The organism is Arthrobacter sp. FW305-BF8 (assembly GCF_021789315.1).
Lineage (GTDB): Bacteria > Actinomycetota > Actinomycetes > Actinomycetales > Micrococcaceae > Arthrobacter.
Genome location: NZ_CP084561.1, coordinates 2,401,058 through 2,427,649 on the forward strand (window position 1 = coordinate 2,401,058; position 26,592 = coordinate 2,427,649).

Annotated in this window: 22 protein-coding genes; 6 read left to right on the forward strand and 16 right to left on the reverse strand. The window is 66.0% G+C overall.

The genetic code is table 11. From position 1 onward, the window contains the following. Nucleotides 1–5: 5 nt before the first annotated feature. The 3 genes from nrfD to fdh form a co-directional block, all read right to left on the reverse strand. Nucleotides 6–1,094 (reverse strand): NrfD/PsrC family molybdoenzyme membrane anchor subunit, encoded by a 1,089-nt coding sequence (nrfD, locus tag LFT45_RS10700; RefSeq protein WP_236808573.1) that lies wholly within the window; start codon nt 1,092–1,094, stop codon nt 6–8. Then, nucleotides 1,091–2,101: a 4Fe-4S dicluster domain-containing protein gene (locus tag LFT45_RS10705; protein WP_236808576.1), complete on the reverse strand. Its 1,011-nt coding sequence runs from the start codon at nt 2,099–2,101 to the stop codon at nt 1,091–1,093. The genes nrfD and LFT45_RS10705 overlap by 4 nt, the downstream gene beginning before the upstream one ends. A gap of 104 nt (nt 2,102–2,205) precedes the next feature. Beyond that, nucleotides 2,206–5,538: a formate dehydrogenase gene (gene fdh / locus LFT45_RS10710; protein ID WP_236808579.1), complete on the reverse strand. Its 3,333-nt coding sequence runs from the start codon at nt 5,536–5,538 to the stop codon at nt 2,206–2,208. Nucleotides 5,539–6,025: 487 nt separating this feature from the next. Between fdh and LFT45_RS10715 the strand changes: the two genes are divergently transcribed. Further along, a complete protein-coding gene (locus LFT45_RS10715; protein WP_236808581.1) occupies nt 6,026–6,997 on the forward strand; it encodes an NAD(P)/FAD-dependent oxidoreductase in 972 nt (323 codons plus the stop codon). 30 nt (nt 6,998–7,027) lie between these two features. Here the strand turns inward: LFT45_RS10715 and LFT45_RS10720 are convergent, their stop codons facing one another. Continuing rightward, entirely contained in the window at nt 7,028–7,876 is an 849-nt protein-coding gene (locus LFT45_RS10720; protein WP_236808584.1) for an alpha/beta fold hydrolase, read from the reverse strand. 99 nt (nt 7,877–7,975) lie between these two features. Between LFT45_RS10720 and LFT45_RS10725 the strand changes: the two genes are divergently transcribed. Further along, nucleotides 7,976–8,926, forward strand: a complete 951-nt coding sequence (locus LFT45_RS10725) for a cation diffusion facilitator family transporter (protein WP_236808585.1) — start codon at nt 7,976–7,978, stop codon at nt 8,924–8,926. Between the two features lie 21 nt (nt 8,927–8,947). Here LFT45_RS10725 and LFT45_RS10730 read toward each other — a convergent pair whose 3' ends face one another. Beyond that, nucleotides 8,948–9,484: a hypothetical protein gene (locus LFT45_RS10730; RefSeq protein ID WP_236808595.1), complete on the reverse strand. Its 537-nt coding sequence runs from the start codon at nt 9,482–9,484 to the stop codon at nt 8,948–8,950. A 410-nt stretch (nt 9,485–9,894) separates the two neighbouring features. Here LFT45_RS10730 and LFT45_RS10735 point away from each other — a divergent pair, with 410 nt between their 5' ends. Further along, nucleotides 9,895–10,509, forward strand: a complete 615-nt coding sequence (locus LFT45_RS10735) for a carbonic anhydrase (RefSeq protein WP_236808598.1) — start codon at nt 9,895–9,897, stop codon at nt 10,507–10,509. A 40-nt stretch (nt 10,510–10,549) separates the two neighbouring features. On the opposite strand, the gene LFT45_RS10740 is transcribed toward LFT45_RS10735, so the two are convergent. Further along, nucleotides 10,550–11,791: an NAD(P)/FAD-dependent oxidoreductase gene (locus LFT45_RS10740; RefSeq protein ID WP_236808601.1), complete on the reverse strand. Its 1,242-nt coding sequence runs from the start codon at nt 11,789–11,791 to the stop codon at nt 10,550–10,552. 43 nt (nt 11,792–11,834) lie between these two features. Next, on the reverse strand, nt 11,835–12,059 hold the full coding sequence (locus LFT45_RS10745; protein ID WP_236808603.1) for a hypothetical protein: 225 nt from the start codon (nt 12,057–12,059) through the stop codon (nt 11,835–11,837). A gap of 226 nt (nt 12,060–12,285) precedes the next feature. On the opposite strand from LFT45_RS10745, the gene LFT45_RS10750 reads away from it, so the two are divergent. After that, nucleotides 12,286–13,746: an MFS transporter gene (locus tag LFT45_RS10750; protein ID WP_236808606.1), complete on the forward strand. Its 1,461-nt coding sequence runs from the start codon at nt 12,286–12,288 to the stop codon at nt 13,744–13,746. Here the strand turns inward: LFT45_RS10750 and ftsW are convergent. Beyond that, entirely contained in the window at nt 13,743–14,978 is a 1,236-nt protein-coding gene (gene ftsW, locus LFT45_RS10755) for a putative lipid II flippase FtsW (protein ID WP_236808617.1), read from the reverse strand. The genes LFT45_RS10750 and ftsW overlap by 4 nt on opposite strands. A gap of 373 nt (nt 14,979–15,351) precedes the next feature. Between ftsW and LFT45_RS10760 the strand changes: the two genes are divergently transcribed. Further along, on the forward strand, nt 15,352–15,972 hold the full coding sequence (locus tag LFT45_RS10760; protein WP_236808620.1) for a dihydrofolate reductase family protein: 621 nt from the start codon (nt 15,352–15,354) through the stop codon (nt 15,970–15,972). Here the strand turns inward: LFT45_RS10760 and LFT45_RS10765 are convergent. Beyond that, entirely contained in the window at nt 15,969–17,282 is a 1,314-nt protein-coding gene (locus LFT45_RS10765; protein ID WP_236808623.1) for an aspartate aminotransferase family protein, read from the reverse strand. The two genes, LFT45_RS10760 and LFT45_RS10765, sit on opposite strands and share 4 nt — an antisense overlap. 141 nt (nt 17,283–17,423) lie before the next feature. Between LFT45_RS10765 and LFT45_RS10770 the strand changes: the two genes are divergently transcribed. Next, nucleotides 17,424–18,059 (forward strand): dihydrofolate reductase family protein, encoded by a 636-nt coding sequence (locus LFT45_RS10770; protein WP_236808625.1) that lies wholly within the window; start codon nt 17,424–17,426, stop codon nt 18,057–18,059. A 115-nt stretch (nt 18,060–18,174) separates the two neighbouring features. Here LFT45_RS10770 and rhaS read toward each other — a convergent pair whose 3' ends face one another. The 7 genes from rhaS to pruA all read right to left on the reverse strand — a co-directional run bounded on the left by rhaS (nt 18,175) and on the right by pruA (nt 26,567). Then, the gene (gene rhaS / locus LFT45_RS10775) at nt 18,175–19,272 is read right to left on the reverse strand and encodes a rhamnose ABC transporter substrate-binding protein (protein ID WP_236808628.1); all 1,098 of its coding nucleotides are present in this window, start codon (nt 19,270–19,272) and stop codon (nt 18,175–18,177) included. A 50-nt stretch (nt 19,273–19,322) separates the two neighbouring features. After that, nucleotides 19,323–20,336, reverse strand: a complete 1,014-nt coding sequence (locus tag LFT45_RS10780) for an ABC transporter permease (RefSeq protein ID WP_236808638.1) — start codon at nt 20,334–20,336, stop codon at nt 19,323–19,325. Then, nucleotides 20,326–21,348 carry an ABC transporter permease gene (locus tag LFT45_RS10785; protein ID WP_236808641.1) on the reverse strand — a complete coding sequence of 341 codons (1,023 nt, stop codon included), beginning with the start codon at nt 21,346–21,348 and terminating at the stop codon, nt 20,326–20,328. Before LFT45_RS10785 ends, LFT45_RS10780 begins: the two co-directional genes overlap by 11 nt. After that, nucleotides 21,345–22,910: a sugar ABC transporter ATP-binding protein gene (locus tag LFT45_RS10790; RefSeq protein WP_236808643.1), complete on the reverse strand. Its 1,566-nt coding sequence runs from the start codon at nt 22,908–22,910 to the stop codon at nt 21,345–21,347. Before LFT45_RS10790 ends, LFT45_RS10785 begins: the two co-directional genes overlap by 4 nt. A 165-nt stretch (nt 22,911–23,075) precedes the next feature. Further along, nucleotides 23,076–23,819 (reverse strand): GntR family transcriptional regulator, encoded by a 744-nt coding sequence (locus LFT45_RS10795; RefSeq protein ID WP_236808652.1) that lies wholly within the window; start codon nt 23,817–23,819, stop codon nt 23,076–23,078. A 128-nt stretch (nt 23,820–23,947) separates the two neighbouring features. Continuing rightward, on the reverse strand, nt 23,948–24,532 hold the full coding sequence (locus tag LFT45_RS10800) for an IclR family transcriptional regulator (protein ID WP_236808655.1): 585 nt from the start codon (nt 24,530–24,532) through the stop codon (nt 23,948–23,950). Between the two features lie 388 nt (nt 24,533–24,920). Continuing rightward, a complete protein-coding gene (gene pruA / locus LFT45_RS10805; RefSeq protein ID WP_236808678.1) occupies nt 24,921–26,567 on the reverse strand; it encodes an L-glutamate gamma-semialdehyde dehydrogenase in 1,647 nt (548 codons plus the stop codon). Between the last annotated feature and the right edge of the window lie 25 nt (nt 26,568–26,592).

The window sequence follows — 26,592 nt, forward strand, 5'->3', positions numbered from 1 at the left end:
GCCAGTCACTTGGCAGTAGTGATCGAATCGCCAGTGATCCCAGCCGCGCGGCGGGCGGCAAGCCGGTTCTTCTGCGGTTCGATCGTGTAGCGCGGATCCCTGGCTGACGAGAGGCCAGCCTCGAAGACGCCGAACCGTGTCAGCGCCGAGGCGGTCAGCAGTGCCAGTCCCGAAATTGCGGCAACCGCCCGGTTACGTCCGCCCAGCAGTGTCCCCAGACCGCCGGCGGCTGCTAAACGCTCGCTCCATTTGAGCATGGCCCCCGCTTTGCCCTCGTGCAGGGGCTCGGCTGCCACAGGGTCCATCCGATGTTCCATTACTCGCATGGCAGCCACGTCACCGACCACGCCGAGCACGGCAAGGTTCCGGGCGGGGCCTGCCTCGTGCACCGGAGTCGTGATCATGGCGAGCCCGGCAGAGGCGAGGGCCGCCGAACTCACGAAGACGAAGGGCAGTTCCTCGTGCGCGGCGTTCCACGTCGGTGTGGCTGTATCGCCGAGCAGGACCGCCGTGTACGCCGCCAGTGGTCCGGCAAATAACGCGGCCCCAAAGCCGGCCGGCCCCTCGGCCGTTTGCAGCACGGTCCGCAACGGGCCCAGCGGCAACCGCGCCCCGCTCATCCGGTCGATTTCCGCTACGGCAGGGACGGCCGCCCCGAGGCTGAACGCGCTGAGAATCCACGAACCCACACTCATCGGCGAAGTCACCTTGATGGTCCGCAGCATATTCAGAAACCGCTCCGGCCGGCCCAGGTCCTTCACCAGCGCAACAGCACCGAGGCTTACCGCTGTCAGGGCACTCAACCGGGCATTCCGGCGCAGTGTCGGCCGTCGGGTCAGCTGCCCGCCGAGGCCGAGCAGTGCGGAACCCGCTGCGACACCGCCGAGGAACAGGTAGGCGGCGACCTCGTCGCCCCAGGGCGCCGGCTTGACCACCGGACGGCCGTAGTACGAGGTGAACTCCGGTTCCGGCACCATGGGCATTTCCCGGGAGCCGTCACCGCTGTCGCGGCGGCCGGTGCCGCGCTTGCCGCCGGGCCGACGGGGGCGGGTAGGTTCGGGCGGCCGGAAGCTATCGAACTCGGAGTGGGTCACGCGCGTCCTCCCAGGAAAGCCACTGCCGCTGCGGCGACCATGCCCGCTACGGCCATACCGGCCCGTCGGTACATCTGCGGCAGATCGGCGGTGGGCACCCTCGGGTCCGGCGGGAGGCCGTAAACCTCCGGTTCGTCGAGAAGGAGGAAGACCGCTCCGGTTCCGCCGACGCCGTCGAGCTCGTTTGCACCATAAAGCCTCGCTTCGGTCAGGCCTTGGGCATGCAGGTCGGCAACCCGTTCCCGGGCCGTTTCCACCATGTCGTCGTGGTCGCCGAACTTGATGGACGTCGTCGGGCAGGCTTTGGCGCAGGCGGGTGTCTCATCGGCGACCAAGCGGTCGTAGCACAGCGTGCACTTCTGGGCGACGCCCGCGTTGGGGACGGCGGGATGTTCGGCGTGCTGCTCGTCCCGCTTGGCGGCCACCGCCACCATGCCGTCGCTGCGACGCTCAATCACGCCGAACGGACACCCGGCCACGCAGGTTCCGCAGCCGTTGCATACGTCGTCCTGAACCACCACCGTGCCGAACTCCGTGCGGAAAAGCGCTCCGGTCGGGCAGACATCCAGGCACCCGGCATGGGTGCAGTGCTTGCAGACATCGGAGGACATCAGCCACCGGAAGTCCGCCGTGTCCGGCGGTGTCGTATCCACCTGCGCCAGGTCCTGTCCAGTGGGCGCTCCCGGGACGGGAGGACCAATGCCGGGCATGCCCAGGTTGACGAGGGCGCGCCCGGACTCCCGTGCCTCCGTGATGCGTTCCTGGCCCTGTTCGATGAAGGCCACATGCCGCCAGGTGCTGGCGCCGAGCGCTCCGGTGTTGTCGTAGGAGGATCCGAGCAGTTCCAGGTTTCCGTCCTGCGGATTGTGGTTCCACTCTTTGCAGGCAACTTCACAGGCCTTGCAGCCGATGCAGATCGAGGTGTCAGTGAAGAACCCCTTGCGCGGATGGCTGTGCTCCCAGTGGGCATCGGCGGTGGGGTCGGTCGGTCCGGACAGCTGGCCCATCTAGTCCTCCAACTTTGAGTCGGTACCGGGAACGTTAGCAGAACGGCGCGGCGGCGCGGGCGGGCCATGGTGGGGTCCGGTGGGGCCGGCAGCGAAGAAATCCATCATCGCGGCCCACCAGCGGCGCCGCCGTCCTCACCTGGGCCGGGTTCGATGCCTTCGGCCGCCGGATTGGTGACGGCGCGATTACCGGTCTCGGGGGTCACTCCGGCCCGCGCCTGATATTCAGCAACCAAGGCAAGCAGTTCCTCGCCGCGGGGCCGGCGGCCCGGACGGATGTCGCAGGAGGCCACCTTGGACTCCTGGATCTGGACGTTGGGATCCAGCGTGACGCCCAGCAGATCGTTGGCCGCGTCACCGCTGACGACGGCATTACTGCCGACGCCCCAGTGGTAGGGCAGCCCGATCTGATGCACCGTGTGGCCGCCAACGGCCAAGGGCGTCATCCGTTCGGTGATCAGCACCTTCGCCTCGATGGCGGAGCGGGCCGAAATAATCGTGGCCCACCCGTAGGGTTCAAGGCCGCGCTCAGCCGCCAGCTCGGGCGAAACTTCGCAGAACATCTCCGGCTGCAGCTCCGACAGGTACGGAAGCCAGCGGCTCATCCCGCCGGCCGTGTGGTGCTCAGTAAGCCGGTATGTGGTGAAGACGTACGGGTAGACGTCTGCGCCTCTGGTACCGGCACTAGGCGCGCTGAGGTTATCCGCACGGGGGAACACCAGCCGCGCCGGACTTTGTTGTTGCGGGTACAGTGCGTTGGCCACTGGCGACTCCTGGGCCTCGTAGTGGGTGGGAAGAGGTCCGTCCATGAGGCCTTTCGGCGCGAACAGCCAGCCCTTACCGTCGGCCTGCATGATGAAGGGATCATCTCCGCCGAGTGCAGCAGCGCCGCCGAGATCGGGGTCGGGTTGGCTGCCCGGTGCCCGGTCAACCGGGAAGTCGGGAACATCGTCGCCGACCCACCGCCCCTGCTCCTGGTCCCACCAGATGTATTTCTTCCGCTCGCTCCACGGTTTGCCGGCCGGGTCAGCCGACGCCCGGTTGTAGAGGATCCGGCGGTTGGCCGGCCATGCCCAGCCCCAGTCGGAAGCCGCAGGTCCCTGCTCCTGGCCGGGCTTCCGGTTGGCGGCGTGGTTGAAGCCGTCGGCATACACCCCGGTGTAGATCCAGCAGCCCGCTGACGTGGAACCGTCGGCGCGGAGCTCTGTATATGCGGAGAGGGGTTTGCCCGCATCCGGGCCGTTGAGGTGACGGCCGTTGATTTCGGCAAGCACGGCCTCGGCGTCCGGATCGCCGTGTTCGTCCGTGGGGTAGTCCCAGGTCAGGTCGAGCAGCGGACGGTCGCGTTCGTCGTCGGAACCAGCCAGCTTCTCCCGGATCCGCTGGCCGAGCTTGAAGAAGAACTCCAACTCACTTTGGCACTCCCCGGGCGGGGCGACCGCCTTGTGCCGCCATTGCAGCAGCCGCTGGGTCTGCGTGAACGAGCCAGCCTTCTCCACGTGGGTAGCTGCAGGCAGGAAGAACACTTCGGTCTCGATGTCTTCGGTGCGCAGTTCCCCCGATTCGATCTCCGGGCCATCTTTCCACCAAGTGGCCGACTCGATGAGGTTCAGGTCACGAACCACCAGCCACTTCAGATGCGACATGCCCAAGCGTTGCATCCGGCCGTTGGACGAGCCCACTGCAGGGTTCTGTCCGAGCAGGAAGTAGCCCTCCACCTTGTCCTCAAGCATGCCCATGACCGTTTCGTAGGTACCGTGCGCTCCGGTTAGTCTCGGGAGGTAGTCGTAGGCCCAGTCGTTCTCCGCCCTCGCGGCATCGCCCCACCAGGCCTTCAGCAGGCTGACAGTGTAGGAGTCGGCATCCGTCCAGTAGCCTTTCTGCTTCTTGGACGCGATGGATTCCAGATATTCGCTGAGGGTGTCGTGGCGGCCGGCGCTGGGCATTGGCAGGTACCCGGGCAGGAGGTTGAACAGGGTCGGAATGTCGGTGGAGCCCTGGATGCTGGCATGGCCGCGCAGGGCCATGATTCCGCTGCCGGGCCGGCCCACGTTCCCGAGCAGAAGTTGCAGGATGGCGGCGGACCGGATGAACTGCGTTCCCAGCGAGTGCTGGGTCCAGCCGACGGCGTAGGCAAAGCAGGTTGTCCGTTCGCGCCCCGAGTTTTCCGTAATGGCGCGGGCCAGATACTCGAAGTCCGTGACGCTGATGCCGCACATGTCCTGGACCATCTCCGGGGTGTAGCGGGCGTAGTGCCGCTTCAGGATCTGGAAGACGGTCCGGGGGTCCTGCAGGGTATCGTCACGCTTCACCTCTGCGTGCTCCAGGGGCGGACCTCCGCTGCCGAACTGGTGGCCGGCGGCACGGGCCGAAGCGTCGGAGCCGTGTTCAGGGCCGGCCGGCTCCTCGATGCTGTCGCCGCCTTCTTCCGCGTACGCCCAGGACGCAGTGTCATACGCTCCGGTTTCAGGATCGAAGCCGGAAAACAGCCCGCCGAGGTCTTCGGCGTCCCGGTAATCGGCGTGAACCAGCGTGGCCGCGTTGGTGTAGGCGCCCACGTACTCCTTGAACCACAGGTCGTGGGTGATGACGTGATTGATCAGCGCGCCCAAAAGAACGACGTCAGAGCCGGCCCGGATCGGGATGTGCTTGTCAGCGACCGCGGACGTGCGCGTGAACCGCGGGTCGACGTGGATGACCTTCGCTCCGCGGGCCTTCGCCTCCGTGACCCACTGATATCCCACAGGATGGCATTCGGCCATGTTGGAACCCTGAATGACGATGCAGTCGGCGTTGGCCATGTCTTGCAGTGATTGCGTTGCACCACCGCGTCCAAACGAGGCTCCCAAACTGGGAACCGTGGCGGAGTGTCAAATGCGCGCTTGGTTCTCGATCTGCACCGCTCCGGCAGCGGTGAAGAGTTTCTTGATCAGGTAGTTCTCTTCGTTGTCCAGGGTGGCCCCGCCCAACGAAGCTATGCCCATGGTGCGGCGCAGCAACCGTCCTTTTTCGTCTTTCTGCTGCCACGTCCTGCGGCGCGTCTCGATGAACCGGTCCGCCACCATCTCGATGGCTGTTGCGAGATCCAGATGCTGCCACTGGCTCGAGCGCGGCGCACGGTAGAGCACCGCGGTCTGCCGGCCCGGCGAGTTTACCAACTGCTCGCTGGCAGAGCCCTTGGGGCACAGCCGGCCGCGGGAAATGGGTGAATCAGGATCACCCTCGATCTGTACGACTTTCTCGTCCTTGACGTAGACCCGCTGTCCACAGCCCACGGCACAGTAGGGGCACACGCTCTGCACGACTCGGTCTGCGGTGGCCGTCCGCGGCGTGATAGCCCTCGTCTGCGGGGAGGTTACTGCTGGCCCGCGGCCCAGCAGATCGCCCGTACTCAGCTGCCGGACGACCGGCCATTGAAGAAAGCTGCGCCGTGCCATGGCAGGAGCATATCCCAACCAAGGCCGCAGTGGCAGGGACGCGATGAAACTTACCGCGGAGGCAGCAATGGCGGCCGTTGCCGCGCTTCTTCCCTAGTGCGGTCAAGCGCCGGCCTGCCGACCTGAGACCATGGGTGGCGAGCAGCGCTGGTTGGCCCAAATGGCCCGCGCCAACGAGGCGGTGGGATGGCGTGCTCCCGTCCAACCCTGTCTGCCCGGCCGGCTGCAGGGCGCATTTCTTGTGGCCAACGGCCTGTGGCCGCTGGTTCATCTGCCCAGTGCAGCCGTTTGCTCGAGCTAGTAAGTGTGCTTAGTATATTGTGTCATTGACGCGGTATGCAGATTCCGTTCCGCTAGCTCCCGCAACAGGGCTCTTCGACCCGCTGGTCCACGACCGGCGCCGAGCCGAGGAAGGGCATGTCCTCCTGCAGTGGGGGATTCGGCTCCTTCGCGGGTACACATGCAGGCAGCGAAGTTAGGGGATTGCATGACATCGCCAATGATCTATGACGTTGTGGTGGTCGGTGGAGGAGCGGCGGGCCTCAGCGCAGCCGTGACTCTTTGCAGATCGCTGCGTTCCGTCCTGGTCATCGACGCCGGGCAACCAAGGAACGGGCGTTCTGCTGGTCTGCACGGATTCCTGTCCCGTGAGGGTCTGCCACCTGAGGAGCTTCTCGCTGCCGGCCGCGCGGAAGTGCGGGCGCACGGTGGCCGGATTCTGCAGGGCCGAGTCGCCTCGGCCCGCGGAGAAGGGGGCGTTTTCACCATCGACGTGCAGGACCGGCAGAGTCTGCGTTCGCGGCGGCTGCTCATCGCTTCCGGTTTTGAGGATGAGCTGCCCGAGGTGCCCGGCCTCAGGGAGCGATGGGGCCGGGACGTGCTGCACTGCCCGTACTGTCACGGCTGGGAGATTCGGGACAGGGCCATAGGAGTACTCGCGACAGAACCGGCCGCGGTACAGGAGGCCTTGCTCTTCCGGCAGTGGAGCGGGCACATCATCCTCTTTCAGCACCTTTTGGAGGACCTGGATCCGGGTGAATGTGAACAGCTTGACGCCAGGTCGGTCCACGTCGTCCAAGGCACGGTTGCGTCGCTGGAGCTGGCAGGAGACGCCCTCGCGGGAGTGCGTCTGGCGTCGGGTCAGGTTGTGGCTTGTGAATATCTCGTTGTGAACCCCAAGGCTAAGACGGAGTCGTCACTGCTGCAGTCCCTCGGGCTGCAGCAGGCAGGCCAGGCCGGGCAAGGCAGCCACGTGAACACAGACGGCGTGGGCCTGACGGCCGTGCAAGGCGTGTGGGCCGCCGGCAACATCTGCGACCCCACGGCGCAGGTAATAACGGCAGCCTCGGCAGGCGTGAAGGCTGCCACCGCCATCAACGCTGATCTTGTCGAGGAGGACACCCGGCGGGCGGTAGAGGCCGCCAGGCGAACCGCTTCCCCCAAAGCGGCCCTGACTTAGGTTGTGCCCAGTTCCGGAGCGTTCTGCGGACTAAAGGTTATAGGGAGCTCGTAGCAGCTGCGCGAGTTCTGCCGGGTGGGTGGCTGGCCACCAGTGCCCGCCGTCGACAGGGATGACGGTGAGGTCAGGCACCCAAGGCCTTAGTCCCGATGTCAGGTGCGGTGACAGGAAAGGATCCTTGAGCGGGACCACCACACCCACGGGCACGCTGATCGGCGTGGGGGCCGTTACCTTGCCCGAAGGGAAGCGGTTGCTGCGGTAGAGGGCCAGCCCGCGGCGGGGGTTGTCATTGACGCGGCGTCCTGCCGCCTTTTCGTAGAGACGGGTGAGGAACAGGCGCCACGCAGCTTCCGGCAGCACCGGGATCTGGAACGCGGCAATGTAGCTGGAACGAAGCAGCTGCGCTGCCAGCTGGGGCCAGCCCCTCAGGGTGCGGGCACGAGAACGCATCCAGTGGAGGAAGTGCCCGAGGTCGGGCCCGGAGATGCTGGTGAATCGGGAAATGAGACCCGATGCACGGGGTTCCTGGATAGCCGCCCAGCCCTGGACCGATCCCCAGTCGTGGCCCACGAGGTGAACGTTGACCGCATCCGTGAAGGCCAGAACAGCGAACAGGTCATCCACCAGGGTGTCCACAGTGAAGTCACCAGGCGCTTGCTTCACGGAGGATAACCCGGCGTTGCGTGTGTCGTACGCGATCACATGGTGGGTGACGGCCAGCTCGGCGATTACCGGAAGATACAGCCGGTGGTCATCTGGGTATCCGTGCACGAGGAGCAGTGTGGGCGCGCCGCTGGCAGGAGGCGGACCGTATTCGAACACGGCCAGCTCCGCTCCGGCGGACAGGACAGTACTGCGGCGTTCCTCCGGTGCCTGCATCTGCCCACCCTACAGCTCCCTTGGATGCCTACCAGCGGGATTCCAGGCCCCGTACTACTGCCAAGGCATCATTTCCGTCCCGGTGGGTACGGTATCCCAATGGCGGCATCCGAGAAGCGAAAAGAGCCGAGCTCCACACTGCTGACTGTTATCATCGCGTTTACGGCGAACGCCCTTATTGCTGCGGCCAAGTCGGTGGCAGCGGTGCTCAGCGGATCCGCCTCCATGACCGCAGAAGCCGCGCACTCCTGGGCGGACACCGGCAACCAGGTGTTCCTCTTCATGGCGGAACGGCGCTCCCGACGCCCCCGGGACAAGAGCCATCCGATGGGCTACGGCCGGGAAGCCTATGTCTGGTCGATGTTCGCTGCTTTCGGGCTCTTCACCGCAGGGGCTGTGGTGTCCATCATGCACGGCATCCAGCAGCTCATCGAACCGGAGCCCGCGTCCGACTTCCTGGTGGCGTACGTGGTCCTGGCCGTGGCCTTTGTCCTCGAAGGAGTGTCGTTTGTCCAGGCTTTCCGGCAGACCCGGGAGGCAGCCCGTGAGCTGGAACGGAGTACGCTGAAGCAGGTCCTGATCAGCTCCGACCCCACCCTCCGCGCGGTGTTCGCGGAGGATGCTGCAGCGCTCGTTGGCCTTGTGGTCGCGTTTGCGGGCGTGTTCTTGCACCAGGTCACCGGATCGCCCCTGCCGGACGCGGTGGGCTCGATAGTCGTCGGCGTTCTGCTGGCGGTTGTTGCCGTTGTGCTGATCGACCGCAACCGGCGGTTCCTGGTGGGCCAGGGCGTAACCCCGGACATCGAACGTTCCATGGCCCGGCGGGTGCTCGAACACCGGGACGTTGCCCGGCTCACCTACCTCGACCTGGAGTTCGTCGGCCCCCGCAAGCTGTACGTCGTGGCGGCGGTGGACCTGCAGGGCGACCACCCGGAACACGAAGTAGCCGTGGCCTTGCGCAGAATCGAGCGCGAGCTGGAGGACCACGAAACGGTGGAGGAAGCCGTGCTGACGCTGGCGACTCCGGACGAAACTGCCTTGCGCTTCTAATCCTTGACCTTGCGGATGCTATCAGGCCTTGGCCCGCGGCAGCACCAGCATGTAGCCGGTCGGCAGATTGCTGCTCCAGCGCCGCGGCTCGCGGACGACGAACTGCGTCGCCAGTTGCTTGGGCGTGAGCAGGGTGTTGGGCGCGGGAGACGGTCCCCACTTATCGTCGCCGTACGGGTAGAGCGGATCTTGGACCCGAATGCCAGTGACTGAGAACTCCGGGAACTGGCCAGGATCGCCGAGCGACTTGAAGCCGCTCATCACCCATACGTGACGACCCCGCCACATGACCAGCCCGACCGGCCGGCCCGTGTCGGCGATGGCACTCGCAGCGGTCCGCAGCGCTTCCCCGTAGTCGGCGACGCTGACGACGGCGTACGGCCCCATTCCGGCCTCGTTCAGCACCTTCGCCCAACCCAAGGGGTTGGCACCGTTGAACGAGTTGGACGACCGTGCCCGGGCCATCTCCCACAGCTCGCCCTGATGAACGCGGTCAGCCCACGTGCGGGCCCCCGACTCGTCGATCAGGTTGTGCATGATCTGGATGCTTGCCGCCACACACCATTCAAAGGTGTACTGCGGAACGAAGTCCCCCTCCTGATAGAGGTTGAGAGCGAACGCCTGCGGCGTCGGGGTCGGCCTGGGAACCGATGTCGGGGTGGGGGACTGGGGCCGGCGCGTAGCGGGGATGCCATCGCGTGCGGCTGGCGGGGCCGAGGAGGTCTGGACCGGTCGATCAGTGGCAGCCACATCGGGTCTGATAGCGGGCGAGCAGGCCGAGACGAGGGTCGCTAGGCTGACGAACCAGGCCAGAAAACGGAGCTTGGCACCGATCATGATCAACCCATTTTATAGCGGCGTGACGAGGCTGTGTCGAGCAGGGGATGGACAAGAGTGCTGCAAGGGCTCTTTAGTTTTCGCCGGGCGGCTCCCCCTTCCCGACGGGGACGCCTCGTAAAGTAAACAGGGTGAGCAACAGAGTCAGCCCGTACGATGCCTGGCAGCGCCTCCTTGACGGTAATGAGCGTTTCGTCTCGGGAGATTCAATGCACCCGAACCAGAACGCCTCACGGCGCAGCGAGCTGGTGAACACCCAAAGCCCGTTCGCGGTGATCTTTGGCTGCGCGGACTCCCGGCTGGCCGCTGAAATCATCTTCGACGTCGGACTTGGCGACGTCTTCGTCGTCCGAACAGCGGGCCACGTGATCGACGACGCCGTTCTCGGCTCACTCGAATACGCCGTCTCGGTGCTCCACGTCCCGCTGATAGTCGTCCTCGGGCACGACAACTGCGGCGCCGTCACGGCCGCCAAAGAGGCTGTGGATACTGGCGAGCTGCCCTCAGGCCACATCCGCGACCTGGTTGAGAGGATCACACCGTCGGTGCTGAGCTCCTTGCGTGAGGACAAGACGGAGGTTAATGAGATGGTCGTCGAACATGCCAAGCAGACCGTGCGCCGGCTGCTGGACAGTTCACGGATGATTTACGACGCCGTGGACAATTACTCCACCGCGGTGATCGGCGTCGCATACCGGCTCGAAGAGGGACGGGCGCAGCTCGTATCCACATCCGGGGTCCTCTAAGGCCGGCTCGGCAGCGCCGGGCAGGTGATCGTGCAGGCGCCTAGTCGGGCCTTCCGACAACGACGTGTGACGGGCTGTGGGTGACGTACCCCGTAAGCCAGGAGGAGAGTGCGCGGATCTTCTGCTGGGTACCGGGAAGCAAGGCGAGGTGAACACCGAGCCAGGAGAGAAACGCCAATGGTCCCTGGAGCTGGATGCGTTTGCGGCCCAGTTCGGCCACTGCTGCGCCGCGGCCGACCATGGCCATGTAACCCTTGTCCCAGTAGGCGAAAGGCTGACGGGTGCCGCCGGTCAAGTCAGCATGGATGTTGCGGGCGGCCCATTTTCCGGACTGTTCAGCAACAGAGCCGAGCTGGGGCAGTTTGGCGCCGGTGGCGTCGGTGATGTTGGCGGAGTCACCCAGGACGTAAACGCCCTCGGTGCCGGGCGCGGTCAGGTCCGGCAGCACGTCGATGCGTCCGCCCTTCCCCTGCGGAAGGCCGGACTCGGCGATGATTTTTCCCGCCTTCAGGCCCCCGGCCCACACGACGATCCGGGCGGGAATGATGGTCCCGTCCGCCAGCGTCACGCCGTCCGTCCGGACCTCGGTAACGCCCTGTCCCATGTGCAGCTGAACCCCGAGTTTTATCAGCCGGTCCCGCGTGTACTCCTGCGACTTGGCAGAGAAGGGCATGAGCACGTTCGGAACCATATCCACAAGATGGACCCGGCACCGGGCTGCCAGCCCGGGCGAAAAATACTTTGGTACCAGGTACTTGATGTTCTCTGCGAGGGCGCCGGCTGTCTCCACGCCGGTGGGGCCGCCGCCGACCACGACCACCTCTGCGCTGCCGGCCTTCGCGCGGTCCGCCTGATCCAGGGCTGTGGTGAGGGCAGTGCTTAGACGCGTGGCGTCGGCCACGGAATACAGCGGATAGGCATGTTCTTCGGCGCCGGGAGTGTCGAAGAAGTTCGGCACTGCACCTGCAGCAACCACCAGGATCTTCGCCTGGTACCGGGATCCGTCCACGGTGGTGACGGTACGGGTGGCGGAATCAATCGCCGTCACCTCCGCGGTGAGGACCCGGACACTTTCGGTGCTGCGGAATACGGACCGCAGTGGCCGGGCCACCGCGGACACGCCAATCTGCGAAGCAGCCACCTGGTACAGGAGGGGCTGGAACTGGTGGTAATTGTTGGCGTCGATAAGGAGGACCCGGATCCCCTTGCGCCCAAGCTGCTCAGCTGCTGTCATGCCAGCAAACCCGCCGCCGACCACGACCACCTGATATGTATCGTCCATTCGTGCAACATACCCTGCCAAGCATCTCTGCAACAGGGCACCGCTAGTGCAGAATGGCGCTGATCTCCGCCCGGACCAGCCGCTCCGCCAGTTCGCCGAGGTCCAGGTTCAGGACGGCTTTGAGGGCGCGTGCCATGTTGGGGGCAGCGGCAAGGAATTCGGCCAGGCCCGGATCAGATTCCAGCTCCCGCCCAAGCTTTTCCCTGACCTCATCGGCTGTCCAGTGGCTGTCGGTGTGCTGACTGGTGAGCACTGTCTTGGCATTCATGGCCCTGCCCTTCGTTCGCCCCTTGCATTGGCTCTGCCATGTACGACAATGCCGGCCAGGGCTCAAGAATCGGTCAGGCAGAGGGCCGGATTTGGACAGGATTCAGCCAAGTTTTCCTAAAGGCCCTTCCCGGGACTAATTCGGCGTCTGGCACAGTTATGCGTCTGGGGCTGTCACCGGGCTCCGCGCACGAACCTCGCTTTGATGACAACGGGAAAGAGATTAAATGACGACGACGACTGCCGAGGGAGTGGGCTTCCGTTCCCGGCGGGGACCGATCCTCATCGCCCTGATGCTATCGACGGGCCTGGTGGCGATCGATTCGACGATCGTTGCAACGGCGGTGCCGTCGATCGTGGCTGACGTCGGCGGATTCACCTCCTTCCCGTGGCTTTTTTCGGCCTATCTGTTGGCCCAGGCAGTCTCGGTGCCGGTCTATGCGAAACTCTCGGACGTCGTCGGCCGCAAGCCGATCATCCTCAGCGGCATCGGACTTTTCCTGCTCGGTTCTATCCTCTGCGGAGTGGCCTGGAGCATGCCGGCCCTCATCGCGTTCCGTGTGCTGCAGGGCCTGGGTGCTGGAGCAGTGCAGCCGGTGGCGATCACCATCGCCGGCGACATCTACACCCTGACCGAGCGGGCAAAGGTTCAGGGCTACCTCGCCAGCGTGTGGGCGGTGTCCTCCGTTGTTGGCCCTACGCTCGGGGGTGTCTTCGCTTCACTCGGCATCTGGCGCGGCATCTTCCTAGTCAACATCCCCCTTTGCCTCCTGGCAGGATGGATGCTGGTCCGGACGTTCCACGAGAATGTCGAGCGTGCGAAGCACCGGGTGGACTACCTGGGGGCGACGCTGCTGACAGTTTCGCTCAGCCTGCTCATCCTTGGTGCCCTCGAAGGCGGCCAGGCGTGGGCCTGGAACTCTTCGACCAGCATCGCCGTCTTCGCTGTCGGAGCCCTCTTGCTCGCCGCGTTCCTGCTTGTCGAGAGGAGGGCAGCGGAGCCGGTTCTACCGCCGTGGGTCGTGTCCCGGCGCTTACTGGCGACGACGGCGCTGATCTCGTTCGGCGTCGGTGCAGTCATGCTTGGCCTCACCTCCTACGTTCCCACGTTCCTAGAAGGGGCTCTCTCCACCTCCCCGATCTTCGCCGGACTCGCCCTGGCGGCACTGACCATCGGCTGGCCGATCAGCGCGTCCCAGGCGGGCCGGTTCTATCTGCGGATCGGGTTCCGGAGGACGGCCCTGATCGGCGTCACGGTCACGGTCATCGGCACAGCCGTCCTGGCTCTGACTGCCTCGGCACCCAACATTCTGGTGGCAGCGGCAGGTTGCTTCGTCGTCGGACTTGGGCTGGGGCTGGTAGCGACTCCGAGCCTCATTGCCGCCCAGTCCAGCGTCGAGTGGAACGAGCGCGGCGTAGTCACCGGCACCAATCTTTTTGCGCGATCGATCGGCAGTTCCATCGGCGTCGCCATTTTCGGCGCAGTTGCCAACGCCATCTACGCCGGCGCCCCGGGCGGCGTCAGCGATCCGCAGACCATCGTGTCGGCGTCGAGCGCTGTGTTCCTGGCTGTACTGGTCTGTGCGGTACTCACCGTTGTTGCCGTCGTCGCGATGCCTGCCGCGGACGCTAAGAGCACGACCCCCGACGCGGCGGCCAAGGCCAACGCGGCATCCTCACCTGATTAGGACCGTACCCTACTCCGGTGTACCGCTTGCCGCGGCTTCTTCGGACGAACGGCCTGAACGGGCTGAGGGCGGGTGACAGCCAGGACCATGCCGATGCCGGCCAAGGAAGAAACCATCGCTGAGCCGCCGTAGGAGATGAACGGCAAGGGCACGCCGATGACCGGGAGCAGGCCGGTGACCATGGCGATGTTCACCACGGCCTGGCCAATGATCCAGGTGATGACGCTGGAGGAGACAATGCGGGCGAACGTGTCCTGGGTGCGGGCTATGACCTTGAATACAGCGATGCCCAGGACTGTAAACAGCACGAGCACCAGGAGAGTTCCAGCCAGGCCGAGTTCCTCGCCGAGGATGGTGAAAATGAAGTCGTTGTGGGCTTCGGGGATCCAGTTCCATTTCTGCCGGCTTTGCCCCAGGCCCACCCCGAACCAGCCGCCCGAGGCCAGGGCGTACTGGCCGTGCAGCGCCTGGTAGCCGACCCCCTGGGAATCGTCCGTGGACCCCGCGCCGAGCCAGGACGAAATGCGCCCGACGCGGTTGCCGCTGGTGGCAGCCAGGACGAGGGCCAACATCGCGCCGAGAATTCCGGCGACGCCGAAGACCTTCATCCGTACCCCGCCATAAAACATCGTGGCGGCGAGGATCATCATGATGATCATGGCCGTGCCCAGGTCGTGGCCGAGAACGACAAACCCGATGATGATGACGCCGGCCGGCACGAGCAACGGGACGACGGCGTGCCTCCACTCGTGCAGGAGAGCCTGCTTGCGGGTCAGGACCGCCGCCGCCCAAATAATGAGCGCGAGCTTGGCGAATTCCGAAGGCTGGACGGTGAACCCGCCGAAGCCCAGCCAGTTCCGGTTGCCGTTCACCGTCATGCCCAGGGGTGTGAACACCAGGCCGAGGGATACGACGGCGGCCCCCAGCAGCGGCCAGGCAAGCCACCGTATGTGCCGGGGCCGGAGCCGGGCCAGGCCCAGCATGAGCGCCACCCCGGCTGCCGTCCACATGGCCTGCTTGAGCGGAAGGTCGTACGGGTTCTTTCCGGCTGCCACCGACTCCACCGACGACGCCGAAGCGACCTCGATGAGGCCGAGTGCGGCCAGAACCAGTACAACCGCCAGGATGACCGGCCGCGTGCGGTCCCCGGACTCGTCGCCGAGCCAGCGTCCTATGCGGAGCAGGACATCGCTGCGGCCCGTCATTTTGCTCGGCGGATGCGTGGCGGTCATTTGCTGATCACTTTTTCCTTCCCTCGGGCCGGCCCTGCTCCGGGCCGTTCCGGGAAGGAGAAACCCACCGGGGAGAAATCATACGTCCTTGTCTGCGGGATCAGGTGTTTTGCCGGACACGGGGTCGCCGGACACGGGTCATCCCAGGTAGAGGTGCCAGCGCCGTGGCTGCCGTAGCGGGGGAGCGGAACAGAACTGCTGGAGGTCTGCGACCAGCTGGAAGTACCTTTCGGATTCGAGGGCTGCGAGCGCCGTGTCATACGTGTCTTCTCATGCGCAGGGCCATAGGACGTTGTGCCGTGGCTGTCTATGCTGAGGCTTGGAAGCAAGCTCACCGGGAGGAGAAGGCGGTCACCATGAGGAGGGTAGAGCCATGACTGAAGGTTTAAGCCGGGTGGTCTGCGACATCACGGTCACAGCCGACGGATACTCGGCCGGGCTCAACCAGACCGAGCAGCGCCCGTTCGGGGACGACGGCGGCGACGGTTTCGGCGGCGGGCTGCACGCCTGGATGTTCGAAACTCCTGACGAGAACCGGGCGGAGATTGACCGGATCGTTGCCGCCAAGGCCTTCATCATGGGGCGCAACATGTTCGGGCCGGTGCGCGGAGAGTGGGACCGGCAGTGGAACGGCTGGTGGGGGGACGATCCGCCCTATCACGCCCCGGTGTTCGTGCTCACGCACCACGCCCGCGAACCCCAGCCGATGGACGGCGGCACCACGTTCCACTTCGTCACCGACGGCATCGAGTCGGCGCTGGCCCGGGCACGTGCGGCGGCCGGTGACGGCGATGTGGCGATCGGGGGCGGCGCCACAACCATCAACCAGTACCTTGCCGCTGGCCTGATCGACGAGTTGCGCGTACACATTGCGCCGCTCACGTTCGGCGCCGGCACGCGGCTGTTCGAGGGCGTCCCGCCGCTGAAGCTCGAGCAGGTGGAATCGCGGGCAGCGAGCCTGGTCACGCATGTGACCTACCGTGTGCAGGTTTAGCTCAGATACGCGTCTGCCACAGACAATGCCTCGTCCAGGATCGCCACGCCCGCGGCCGCATCGGCGTCCGTCACGTTGAGGGGTGGGGCGACATTGACGCGGTTGCCCTGGACCAGCGGCAAAAGCCCCCGGTCCAGGCACGCCCTGGCGACGGCGATGATGGGCGCGATCTCAACGGCTGTGCCGCCCGCGGGTACGAGCGGCTCTTTCGTGTGCCTGTTCCGGACCAGCTCCAGGCTCCAGAGGCCGCCGATACCCCGGACGTCCCCGACAGACGGATGCTTCCCGGCAAGCTCCCTGAGCCCCGGCCCGAGGATGTCGGCGCCTAAGCGGGCAGCTGCCGCCGCGGTCCCTTCCTCGTGCATCGCATTGATCGCGCCGACGGCTGCTGCGCAGGCCAGGGGGTGGCCGCTGTAAGTCATGCCCGCCGGGTAGGGACGTTTGGTGAACGCATCGTAGATTTTGTCGCTGACCAGCACGCCGCCCAGTGGTACGTACCCGGAGTTCACCCCCTTCGCGAAAGCCATCAAATCGGGTGCCACACCAGCGTGGTCCACACCGAACCACGCTCCGGTGCGGCAGAAGCCCACCATCACTTCGTCGGCGATGTAGACGATGCCGTGGCGGTCGCACAACTCGCGGACCCCGCGAAGGTAGCCGGACGGCGGCGCGATGACCCCCGAACTGCCAACGACTGATTCCAGGACCAGGCCCGCGATCGTCGACGGTCCTTCCAGCAGGATCACCTGTTCGAGATGGGCCAGCGCCCGCTCGCACTCTTCCTCCGGCGTGCTTGATCCGAAGGCCGATCGGTACAGGAAAGGACCAAAGAAGTGGACAGCACCCGCCGTGCCCGTGTCCGAGGCCCAGCGCCGCGGGTCGCCCGTGAGATGGATCGACGTCGTGGTCGAGCCGTGGTAGGACCGGTAGGCGGCGAGCACCTTGGGGCGTCCCGTGAAAAGGCGCGCCATCCGCACCGCATGCTCGATGGCCTCGGTCCCACCCGTGGTGAACAGCACGTGCCCGAGATGCTCCGGCGCGACTTCTATGATCAGCCCGGCCGCCTCGCCCCGCACATCTGAGGCGTGGCCGGGAGCGAGGGTGCACAGCCGGTCAGCCTGCTCCTTGATCGCTGCAACGATGCGCGGGTGCTGGTGACCGAGGTTGGTGAACACCAGCTGCGAGCTGAAGTCCAGGTAGCGCCGTCCGTCAACGTCGACGACGTGGCTCCCGGAGCCGCCGATCAACGTCGGCACCTCGCGCGGCCCCTGCACAACCCAGGGATGGAAGACCAGGTCGTCGAGATTCATGACATCACATTGGCACCTTCCGGAGGCACTTACCAGAGCTGCTTGAACGGCTGATCGCTGCGTCGATAGCATTGCCGGCACGGGCGTCGACGGCGCAGCATCCCAGCCGCTCCTGGCGTCGCTCAGGCGGAGGAGACGGCCATGGGCGAATCAAGTGCAGAAACGTCATCAGCGAGCCTGATGGTCGACCTCATCATCTCCCTGGACGGGTATGCCTCGGCCGAGGGATGGCCCGGCTGGTGGGGACTGGAGGGGCCGGAATACCTCGCGTGGCTCGAGCAGGAGGGGGAGAAGGGCTACACCTTCCTCCTGGGAGCGAACACCTACCGGGTGATGTCCAGCATGTCAGGGGAGGCCGCCGCCGCGGCCTCGGAATTCTCCAAAGACGAAGGAGCCGCCCTGACCGGCCTTGCCGCCGTGCCGAAGGTGGTCTTCTCCTCCACCCTGCAGGCGCCCCTGACGTGGCCCAACTCCGAGCTGGTCTCCACCGACGCCGTCGAGTCCGTGAAGGAGATGAAACGGACCAGGACAGGGCCCTTGTGTACCCTCGGGAGCCTTAGCCTGTGCCGGTCACTGCTGACCGCTGGCCTCGTTGACCGGTTCAGGCTGGTCGTTTTCCCGGTGATCACGGGCCGCACCGGCCGGGAGCGGATCTATGACGGCTATCCGGACGTCTCGCTCGAGATGGTGGACAGCAGGACCTTCGACGGCAGGCTCCAGCTGCTCGAGTACCTCCCCACGGTGCTCAACGGCCCGCCGGGCAGCGGGCCGAAATGAGCCGGGCCGGAATGAGTAGGTCCGACGTGAGCCGGCCCACGCCCGGCCCCGAACGAGTCAGTTCACGGCAGTGGGCCCGGGAGAGTGCATCCAGCACGCCCGGGCCAGCCGCCACCTAGAAGTTGAACTTGTCCACGTTGTCTGCGGTGAAGACGGTGGGGTCCCCGAGCAGGACCACGCCGTTGGCTCCGACCTCGAATTCGCCCAGGTCGCCGGCCTTGAACTTTTCGCCTTCCGCGCCGGTGATCTGGCCGGAAGCGAGGGCCGCGCCGGCGTAGGCCGTGAGGTAACCGAGCTTCTCGACGTCCCACAGCGCGAACGACTTCATGGTGCCGTTCTTGACGAATTCCTTGAGCTGGCTGGGGAAGCCGAGCCCGGTGAGCTGCACCTTGCCCTTGTACTCAGAGCCGGACAGATACTGCGCAGCGGCCGCCACACCGACTGTGGTGGGGGAGATGATGCCCTTGAGCGTGGGGTGCTGCTGCAGCAGCGCCTGGACTTCCTGCTGTGACTTCTGGGCGTTGTCATCGCCGTAGACCGTGGCCACCAGCTTCAGCTTGGAGTACTCGGGCTTTTCCAGTTCCTTCTTCATCAGCGCGATCCACGCGTTCTGGTTGGTCGCGTTGGCTGTGGCCGACAGGATGCCGATATCCCCGCCGTCGGCTCCGACGGCTTCGGAGATGAGCTTGACCTGCGTGGCGGCAATGCCCTCCGCCGTCGCCTGGTTGATGTAGATGTCACGGCACTCGGGATCGGTGTCGGAGTCGAAGGTGACCACCTTCGCCCCTCCGGCCCGCGCCTCGTCCAGGGCCGAGCAGATGGCCTTGGGGTCGTTGGCCGAGGTCGCGATGACATCCGTTGCCTGCTGCGTGAGGGTGTTGATGTAGCTGACCTGGCTGGAGGCACTGGCCTCGGACGGGCCGACCTCGGAGAAGACTCCCTTGAACTCGCCGACGGCTGTCTTCCCGCCGCGGTCCGTGACCGTGAAGTAGGAGTTGTTCAGCTGCTTCGGCAGGAACGCGATCTTCAGGCCCTCCTTCAGCGGTGCATCCGGATTCGCTGAAGCGGACGCGCTGGCTCCGCCCGCGCCGCCGGTGGATCCTGAGTTGACCGTCGTGCCGCCACAGGCCGTGAGCGCCAGGGACAGTCCCGTAACGAGGGCGACGACGATCGGCTTGGCCCGGCGGGCCCCCGGCTTGGAGCTGAGTTTCATGGTTTTGCCTTTCAACTGAACATCGTTGTTGTTGGAGTGGGAACGGCGGGCTAGGAACTGGTTTTCCTGCGGGAGAGGGTCCGGCCCCACGCAATGGCGTTGGGGGCCACCACCGCGAGGATCAGCAAGCCGCCGGTGAGCATGGACAGCGTGTCCTCCGGGACGCGGGCCAGCTGGAGGGCGTTGCGGAGGATGCCGAGCAGGACCACACCCGCGATGACGCCCGGCAGGCTGCCCTTGCCGCCGAAGATCGACACGCCGCCCAGCAGGACGGCCGCGATCACGGACAGCTCGAGGCCGGTGGCGTTGTCGCCGCGGGCACTGCCGTAGCGCAGCGTCCACCAGATGCCCACGAGTGCGGCCACCGCGCCGGAGACGATGAAGAGCCAGAACTTCGTTTGCGCCACCCGGATGCCGGCGAAGCGGGCCGCCTCTTCGCTGTAGCCAATGGCGAAGAGCGAGCGTCCCAACCCGGTGAAGTGGAGCACCACGCCGAAGATGATGGCGAGGATGATCACCGGGATGATCCACACCGGGATGCCGGTAGCGCCGATCTTGGCCTGCAGGCCGCTGGTGATGGCCCGAGGGAAGCTGGTGACCGCCTGGTCACCGAGCACCACGAACGCCAGGCCTCGGTAGAGGGCGAGGGTGCCGATGGTGACGGCAAGCGAAGGCAGCCCCAGCACGGAGACCAGGACGCCGTTGACGGCACCCGACACCGCGCCCAGGACGATGCACAGGGGAATGATCAGCTCCAGCGACAGGCCGGCGTTCCAGAGGGATCCGAAGACGCAGCTGACGAATCCGGCAACGCTGGCAACGGACAGGTCGATTTCCCCGGTGAGGATGATCAGGGTCATGGGCAGGGCGAGGAGCAGGATGGGGATCAGGTCGATGAGGAGGAACCCGGTGTTGCGGGGCGAGGCGAACCCCGTCACCGTTGCCGAGGCGACCGCGATGCTGAGGAGGACGGCGATGATGATCGCGGTGTCCCAGCTGCGGAGGAAGCCAAGGCGCGGGGCTGTGTCCCGGACGGCCGCGGGCCGTGCTGTGTCAGCCAGCATGCCTGTCGTGTCCTCTCAGGCGGCGCTCGGTGCGCAGGGCAAGGTAACGGTCCAGGGCGATGGATGCCAGGATGAGCGCGCCGATCATGGCCCGCTGCCAGAAGGGCGAGACCCCCAGGACGGGCAGTGCCGAGGTGATGGTGGTCAGGAGGACGGCGCCGATGGCCGCCCCGTAGACGGTGCCGACGCCGCCTGCGATGGCCACACCCCCGACGACGGCGGCCGCCACAACGTTGAGCTCCAGGCCCTGCCCCGCCGTCGCGTCGAGGTTGCCGTACTTGGCTGCGTAGATGATGCCGGCCAGGCCGGCGAGGGCCCCGGAGATGGCGAAGGCTGTGAAGACCTTCCGGCCGACGCCGATTCCGTACAGCCGTGCGGCCAGGACGTCGGAGCCGATGGCGTAGAACTCGCGTCCTGAGCGGTAGTTCCGCAGGTAGAGCCCGAAGGCGATGACGACGGCCAGGGCAATGAGGGCCAGGTAGGGGAGTCCCAGCACGGCGCCGCTGCCGAGCGCCAGGAAGGCCTCCGGCAGGTTGGAGGGGCTGATCTGCTGGCCCTGCGCCCAGGCGAAGTCGACGCCGCGGAAGATGTACAGCGTTCCGAGCGTAACCACGAGCGAGGGGACCTTGGCCACTGCGATGAGTGCGCCGTTGACGGCTCCGAGGAGAGCGCCGAGGCCGACGCCGATGGCCAGCATGGCGACCACCGGCAGGTCGGGCAGCGCGATGAAGATCTTGCCGGTGGCGAAGGCGGTCAGCCCCAGGACGGATCCGACGGAGAGGTCCACGTTCTTGGTGACGATGACGATGGCCTGGCCGACGGCGAGGATCACCAGGATCGAGGAATTCAGGAGCAGGTCCTTGGTGCTTTGCGCACTGAGGAACCGCGGATTGGCGGCCACCGTGGCGGCGACAAGGATCGCCAGCGCCAGGAAGACGCTGAACTCGCGCGAGCGGGTCAGCGTTCCCAGCCACGCGGTCGACGGCTGGCGGTTGAGGGCTAATGTTGTCACGCCGGGGTCTCCTTGGTGGATGGATCAGCTCCGGTGGCTGCCGTCATCACGGTTTCCTCTGTCGCTTCGCTGCGGCTGAGCTCCGCCGTGATCCTGCCTTCATGCATCACCAGCACGCGGTCGGACATGCCCAGGATTTCCGGCAGTTCCGAGGAGATCATGAGGACGGCGAGGCCCGTCCCGGCGAGTTCGGAGATGAGCCGGTGCACCTCGGATTTCGTGCCGACGTCGATGCCGCGGGTCGGCTCGTCGATGATCAGCACTTTGGGGCCGGTGGCCAGCCATTTGCCGAGGACCACCTTCTGCTGGTTGCCGCCGGACAGGGTGGAGATCGGCGACGTCGGTGCTCCGGCCTTGATCTGGAGCTTTTTCGCCCATTCCTTGGTGGACTGGGCCTCCGCCTGGTTGGTCAGGAGCCCGAAGCGGCTCAGTTTTTTGCGCAGCGTCAGGGTCAGGTTGCGGCTGACATTCAGCTCCATGACCAGGCCCTGTTTGCGCCGGTCTTCGGGGACGAACCCCACGCCGGCGGCCATGGAGTCGCGGGGGGAGAGCGGCCTGAGAGTCTGGCTGCGGACCTGGATTGAGCCCGAATCGTACTTGTCGATGCCGAAGATCGCCCGGGCAACCTCGGACCGGCCGGCACCGACGAGGCCGCTCAGCCCCACGATCTCACCGGACCTCACAGTGAAGGAGATGTCCGAGAACACGCCTTTCCGGCTGAGTCCCCTGACGTCAAGCGCGATCTCGCCGATGACTGTTTCCTGCTTGGGGAAGAGCGATGCCACGTCACGGCCGACCATCTGCCGGATCACTTCGTCAACGGTGAGGGCGGCGGCGGGCGAGGTGGCCACGTGCGCGCCGTCGCGCATCACGGTGATCCAGTCCGCCAGGGCGAAGACTTCCTCGAAGCGGTGCGAAATGAACAGCACGGCCGCGCCGCGTTCCTGCAGGGTGCGGGTCACGGCGAAGAGCCGGTCGACTTCCACGCCGCTGAGTGCCGCCGTCGGCTCATCCATGATGAGGACGCGGGCGTTGAGGCTGATGGCCTTGGCGATTTCCACCACCTGCTGGTCGGCGATGGACAGGCCCTGCGCGGCCCGGTCGGGATCGATTTTGACGCCGAGCTGGCGGAAGAGTTCGAGCGCCTGCTGGCGCATGGCCTTCCGGTCGATGCGCCGCAGGGACCGGACCGGCTGGCGGCCCATGAAGATGTTTTCCGCGACCGTCAGGTCGGGGAACATCGTGGGTTCCTGGTAGATCACCGCGATCCCGGCCTCCCGGGAGTGGAGCGGGTCGCGGAAGGACACCTCTTCACCGTCCAGGAAGACCTGTCCGCGGTCCTGCTGATGCAGCCCGGCGAGTGTCTTGACCATGGTGGACTTGCCGGCGCCGTTCTCGCCCACCAGCGCCGTCACCTGCCCCTTGTGCAGGCTGAGGTTTGCACCGCGCAGGGCTTTCACGGCGCCAAATGACTTGTGGATATCGCGCAGTTCCAGGACGGGGGCCGCTGTGGCTGGGGCGTTTGGGCTACTTCGGAGATCGACGCCGTAGCTGTCGTCCATGGCCGCTACTCCTTTTGTGAATCGATTCATTGTGAATCACTTCACACGGTAGGGCACCCCCGTCGCGGCTGTCAATGCCCGGGGTGCGCCAAGGTTTGATTCGATTCAACACAACCGACGCGTACGGGAGAGCGGCTCCCGCGGAGCAACGCGGTGCGGAGCGAGCTAGTGCGGAACGAGGCGCTTCTCAAGACGCTGCCGGGCGCTGGCCAAAGACTGCTTGGTGAGCCTGGTGGCTTCCTTCACGTCGCGTGCCCGGGCTGCTTCCAGGATGGCCGGCTGCGGGGTCCACAGGCTGCCGTCCTCGTGATCCACGGCTTCGGTTGCGCCGATGACCTTGTACGGCCGGCACTGCAGCCAGAGCGTTTCGATGACGCTCACCAGAACCGGGTTTCCGCCCGCAGAGTAGAGCGTCCGGAGCAGATCTTCGTCATCGTCCAGCGCATCCGAGACGCGGCGTTCCGCCACTGCCTTCTGCAGGCGGGCCAGGGCGGCCTCCATGCGGGCCACGTCGGCGTCGGTGACGTGGGCGGCGCCGCGCCGCGCGGCCTCCACCTCCAGCGTTGCCCTGACTTCGTAGATATGGATCAGTTCACCGACCGTGAATTCCCGGACAACTGCGCCCCGGTGGGCGGCCACCCGCGTGGCAAGTCCGGTCTCCTCGAGCCGGCGGATGGCTTCCCTGACCGGCATGACGCTGGTGCCGACCATCTCGGCCACATCGCGGACGCGCAGCGGGGAGCCCCCGGCCAGTTCGCCCGTGAGGATGGCGGTCCGCAAAGCCTCATAGACCTGGTCCGCCACGAGCGTGGGGGTGACGGCAAAAGCCGGCGAGGATCCCACGGCGGCCGCCAACCCAACCTTCTTGTTCTCCGGCTGTTGGGGGACGTCGGCTTTTTTTCCTGGCATGGGACGATCCTATGGCGCGTAGGCCTGTTTCGCGCTTATTTCCAGGGCGGGCGGCGGCGACGGCGCCCCCATGGGATCGCCGTCGTCGCCGTCATCCCTAAGCCGCCGATGGTACGAACGTGGCCGGGTCAAACAGGTGCGGCGACCTGGCTGAGGTCGGCAGCCGCCTGGCGGGTGCTGCTGATGAAGCCGGCATGCGCCTCATCGGTGGCTGCCCGCTCGAGCGGCACCATGGTGGTGACGACGCCGGCAAGCCGGCCGCCGTCGTCGAACACCGGGGCGCTGGCGCCCCAGACGCCCGGGGCCAGGGCGCCCGAACTGGTGGCAAAGCCGCGTTCCCGGATGGTCTCCAGGTCGGAGCGGAGGGCGAGTCCCTCGTCCGGGCGGAGGAAGTGGCGGGCCAGGAGGCCGTCCCTTTCCTCATCCGGAAGGAAGGCGAGGATGGCCCGTGCGCTGGCCCCGTTCAGGAGGGGGCGGGAACGTCCGGCGGCGTAACTGCAGCTGAGGATGTGGGCGCTTTCCACGGACTCCACGCACAGCACTTCGTCACTGCTCTGCACCAGGTAGGCGGCCAGCTCGCCGGTGTCCTGTGACAATTGCTCGAGCCTGTGCCGCACCTCGCCCTGGGCCAGGGCTTCCTCGCGGTAGTTGTTGGCAAGCCGCACCACTTCAGGTCCGGCCGAATAGCGGCCGATGAGCTGGTTTTCCACCACGAAGCCTGCCTGCAGCAGGGTCTGGAGGTGACGGTAGACGTGGAGGCCGGGATCCGAAGGAGGCCGGAAATCTGCTCGCTGCTCAGGGTCCTGTGGCGGGCGAACAGGAGCAGGATGGACATCGCCGTGCCGCGTTCGTCACGGCGCTTCAGGGGTGGCAGTGCACTTGGGCTGGTTTTGGGTCGGGAGCTGATGCGTTTCTTCATGGGTGAACTTCCGTGGCTGGGTGGAAGGCCGGAGAGGGCAGCAGCCGCTGCCTGGACAGGTCAGGCAGCGGCTGCTGGGAAGCCGTTCGGTCCGTTGCGAGGGAGTCCGACGGCGGTTGGAGGCTGGGTGCGCGGGTGCGCACCCAGCCGGTCAGGAGAGGCCCGGGTCGCGGGTCGCTTGCTTAGTCAGCGAGGTAGGGCTGGCGCCATTCGCTGGAGGGCGAGAAGTTCTCGTGGATGAAGCGGCCGCTGAGCCAGCGCTGCAGTGCCAGGCGCGAACCGGTCTTGTCGTTGGTGCCGGACGTGCGGCCGCCGCCGAAGGAGACCTGGCCCATGAGTGCACCGGTGGGCTTGTCGTTGATGTATGTCATGCCCGAGGCGTTGCGCAGCTTGTCCAGGGCGAGCGAGATGGCGCGGCGGTCGTTGGCAAAGATGGACAGGGTCAGGGCGTAGTTGCTGGTCTGGTCTACCAGGTCCAGTACCGACTCCCACTCGGCATCCTCGTAGACGTAGACCGTCAGGAGGGGACCGAAGAATTCCTCGCTCATGGTGAAGGCGTGGGGATCGGTGGTCTCGAAGATGGTGGGTTCGACGAACCAGCCCTCTTCGGGGTGGACGTTGCCGCCGGCCAGGAGGGTGTGGCTCGGGAGGGCCTTGGCCTTCTCGATGGCGGTCTCCAGCTTGCGCAGGGACGTCTCGTCAATGACGGCGCCGAGGAACGTCTGGTGCTCGGCCGGATCGCCCAGCCGGAGCGACTTGGTGGTTTCGACGAGTTCGTCCTTGATCCGGGTCCAGATGCTGCGCGGGATGTAGGTGCGCGATGACGCGGAGCACTTTTGGCCCGAGTACTCGAAGCTACTGCGGATCAGGGCAGCGCGGAGTGCATCGGCGTCGGCGGTGGGGTGCACCACGACGGCGTTCTTGCCGCCCGTTTCGCCTACGAGGCGGGGGAAGGAGCGGTAGTTGTCGATGTTGTCGCCGGCCTTCTTCCAGAGGCTGCGGAATACGTCCGTGGAACCCGTGAAGTTCAGTCCCGCAAACTCCGGGTGGCTCATCGCCTGGTCGGAGATCGCACGGCCCGAGCCGTGGACCAGGTTGATGACACCCGGCGGCAGGCCGGCTTCCTCGAACATCCGCATGAGAACGTCGTTGCTGAGTGCCGCCTTCTCAGAGCACTTCCAGACCACCGTGTTACCCATGAGGGCGGGGGTGGTGGGCAGGTTGCTCCCAATGGCGGTGAAGTTGAACGGCGTGATGGCCAGGACAAAGCCTTCGAGGCCGCGCTGGTCCAGCGTGTTGCCTTCACCCTGCAGGGAGGCAGGTTGGTCGGCGAAGATCTGCTGGGCAAGGTGGGCGTTGTAGCGGAAAAAGTCCGCTACCTCACTGGCGGCATCAATTTCCGCCTGGTGGAACGTCTTGGACTGGCCAAGAATGGTGGTGGCCACCAGCTCGTCACGGTATTTTCCGGCGGCAAGCTCTCCGGCACGCAGGAAGATGGCGGCCCGCTCCCACCAGGGAGTCCTGGACCAGTCGTGCTGGGCGGCCAGGGCTGCCTCGATCGCAGACTGGACGACTGCCTCATCGGCGGTGGGGATGCGGCCCAGCACCTGGGCGTGGCGGTGGGGAGCCGTGACGTCGCGCAGTTCGCCGGTCATGGACCTTACTCCGTTGATGACGTGCGGCAGCTCGCGAACGCTGGAAGTCACCTCGGCGATCACCTTCTTGACGGAGGCTGCTTCGGGGGAGCCGGGGCGGAATTCGCGTGACGGCTCGTTGTACGGGGTCGGCACCTTGAAGTTTCCAGTAACGCTGACTGATTGGGTGGACATTATCTGGGTATCTCCTCTTGGACGT

Excerpts from the sequence above, each read along its gene's own strand:
- LFT45_RS10705 (WP_236808576.1), bottom strand. The coding sequence starts at position 2,101 with ATGGGCCAGCTGTCCGGACCGACCGACCCCACCGCCGATGCCCACTGG.
- LFT45_RS10715 (WP_236808581.1), top strand. The coding sequence starts at position 6,026 with ATGACATCGCCAATGATCTATGACGTTGTGGTGGTCGGTGGAGGAGCG.
- LFT45_RS10720 (WP_236808584.1), bottom strand. The coding sequence starts at position 7,876 with ATGCAGGCACCGGAGGAACGCCGCAGTACTGTCCTGTCCGCCGGAGCG.
- LFT45_RS10725 (WP_236808585.1), top strand. The coding sequence starts at position 7,976 with ATGGCGGCATCCGAGAAGCGAAAAGAGCCGAGCTCCACACTGCTGACT.
- LFT45_RS10740 (WP_236808601.1), bottom strand. The coding sequence starts at position 11,791 with ATGGACGATACATATCAGGTGGTCGTGGTCGGCGGCGGGTTTGCTGGC.
- LFT45_RS10745 (WP_236808603.1), bottom strand. The coding sequence starts at position 12,059 with ATGAATGCCAAGACAGTGCTCACCAGTCAGCACACCGACAGCCACTGG.
- LFT45_RS10750 (WP_236808606.1), top strand. The coding sequence starts at position 12,286 with ATGACGACGACGACTGCCGAGGGAGTGGGCTTCCGTTCCCGGCGGGGA.
- ftsW (WP_236808617.1), bottom strand. The coding sequence starts at position 14,978 with ATGACCGCCACGCATCCGCCGAGCAAAATGACGGGCCGCAGCGATGTC.
- LFT45_RS10760 (WP_236808620.1), top strand. The coding sequence starts at position 15,352 with ATGACTGAAGGTTTAAGCCGGGTGGTCTGCGACATCACGGTCACAGCC.
- LFT45_RS10765 (WP_236808623.1), bottom strand. The coding sequence starts at position 17,282 with ATGAATCTCGACGACCTGGTCTTCCATCCCTGGGTTGTGCAGGGGCCG.
- LFT45_RS10770 (WP_236808625.1), top strand. The coding sequence starts at position 17,424 with ATGGGCGAATCAAGTGCAGAAACGTCATCAGCGAGCCTGATGGTCGAC.
- rhaS (WP_236808628.1), bottom strand. The coding sequence starts at position 19,272 with ATGAAACTCAGCTCCAAGCCGGGGGCCCGCCGGGCCAAGCCGATCGTC.
- LFT45_RS10780 (WP_236808638.1), bottom strand. The coding sequence starts at position 20,336 with ATGCTGGCTGACACAGCACGGCCCGCGGCCGTCCGGGACACAGCCCCG.
- LFT45_RS10790 (WP_236808643.1), bottom strand. The coding sequence starts at position 22,910 with ATGGACGACAGCTACGGCGTCGATCTCCGAAGTAGCCCAAACGCCCCA.
- LFT45_RS10795 (WP_236808652.1), bottom strand. The coding sequence starts at position 23,819 with ATGCCAGGAAAAAAAGCCGACGTCCCCCAACAGCCGGAGAACAAGAAG.
- pruA (WP_236808678.1), bottom strand. The coding sequence starts at position 26,567 with ATGTCCACCCAATCAGTCAGCGTTACTGGAAACTTCAAGGTGCCGACC.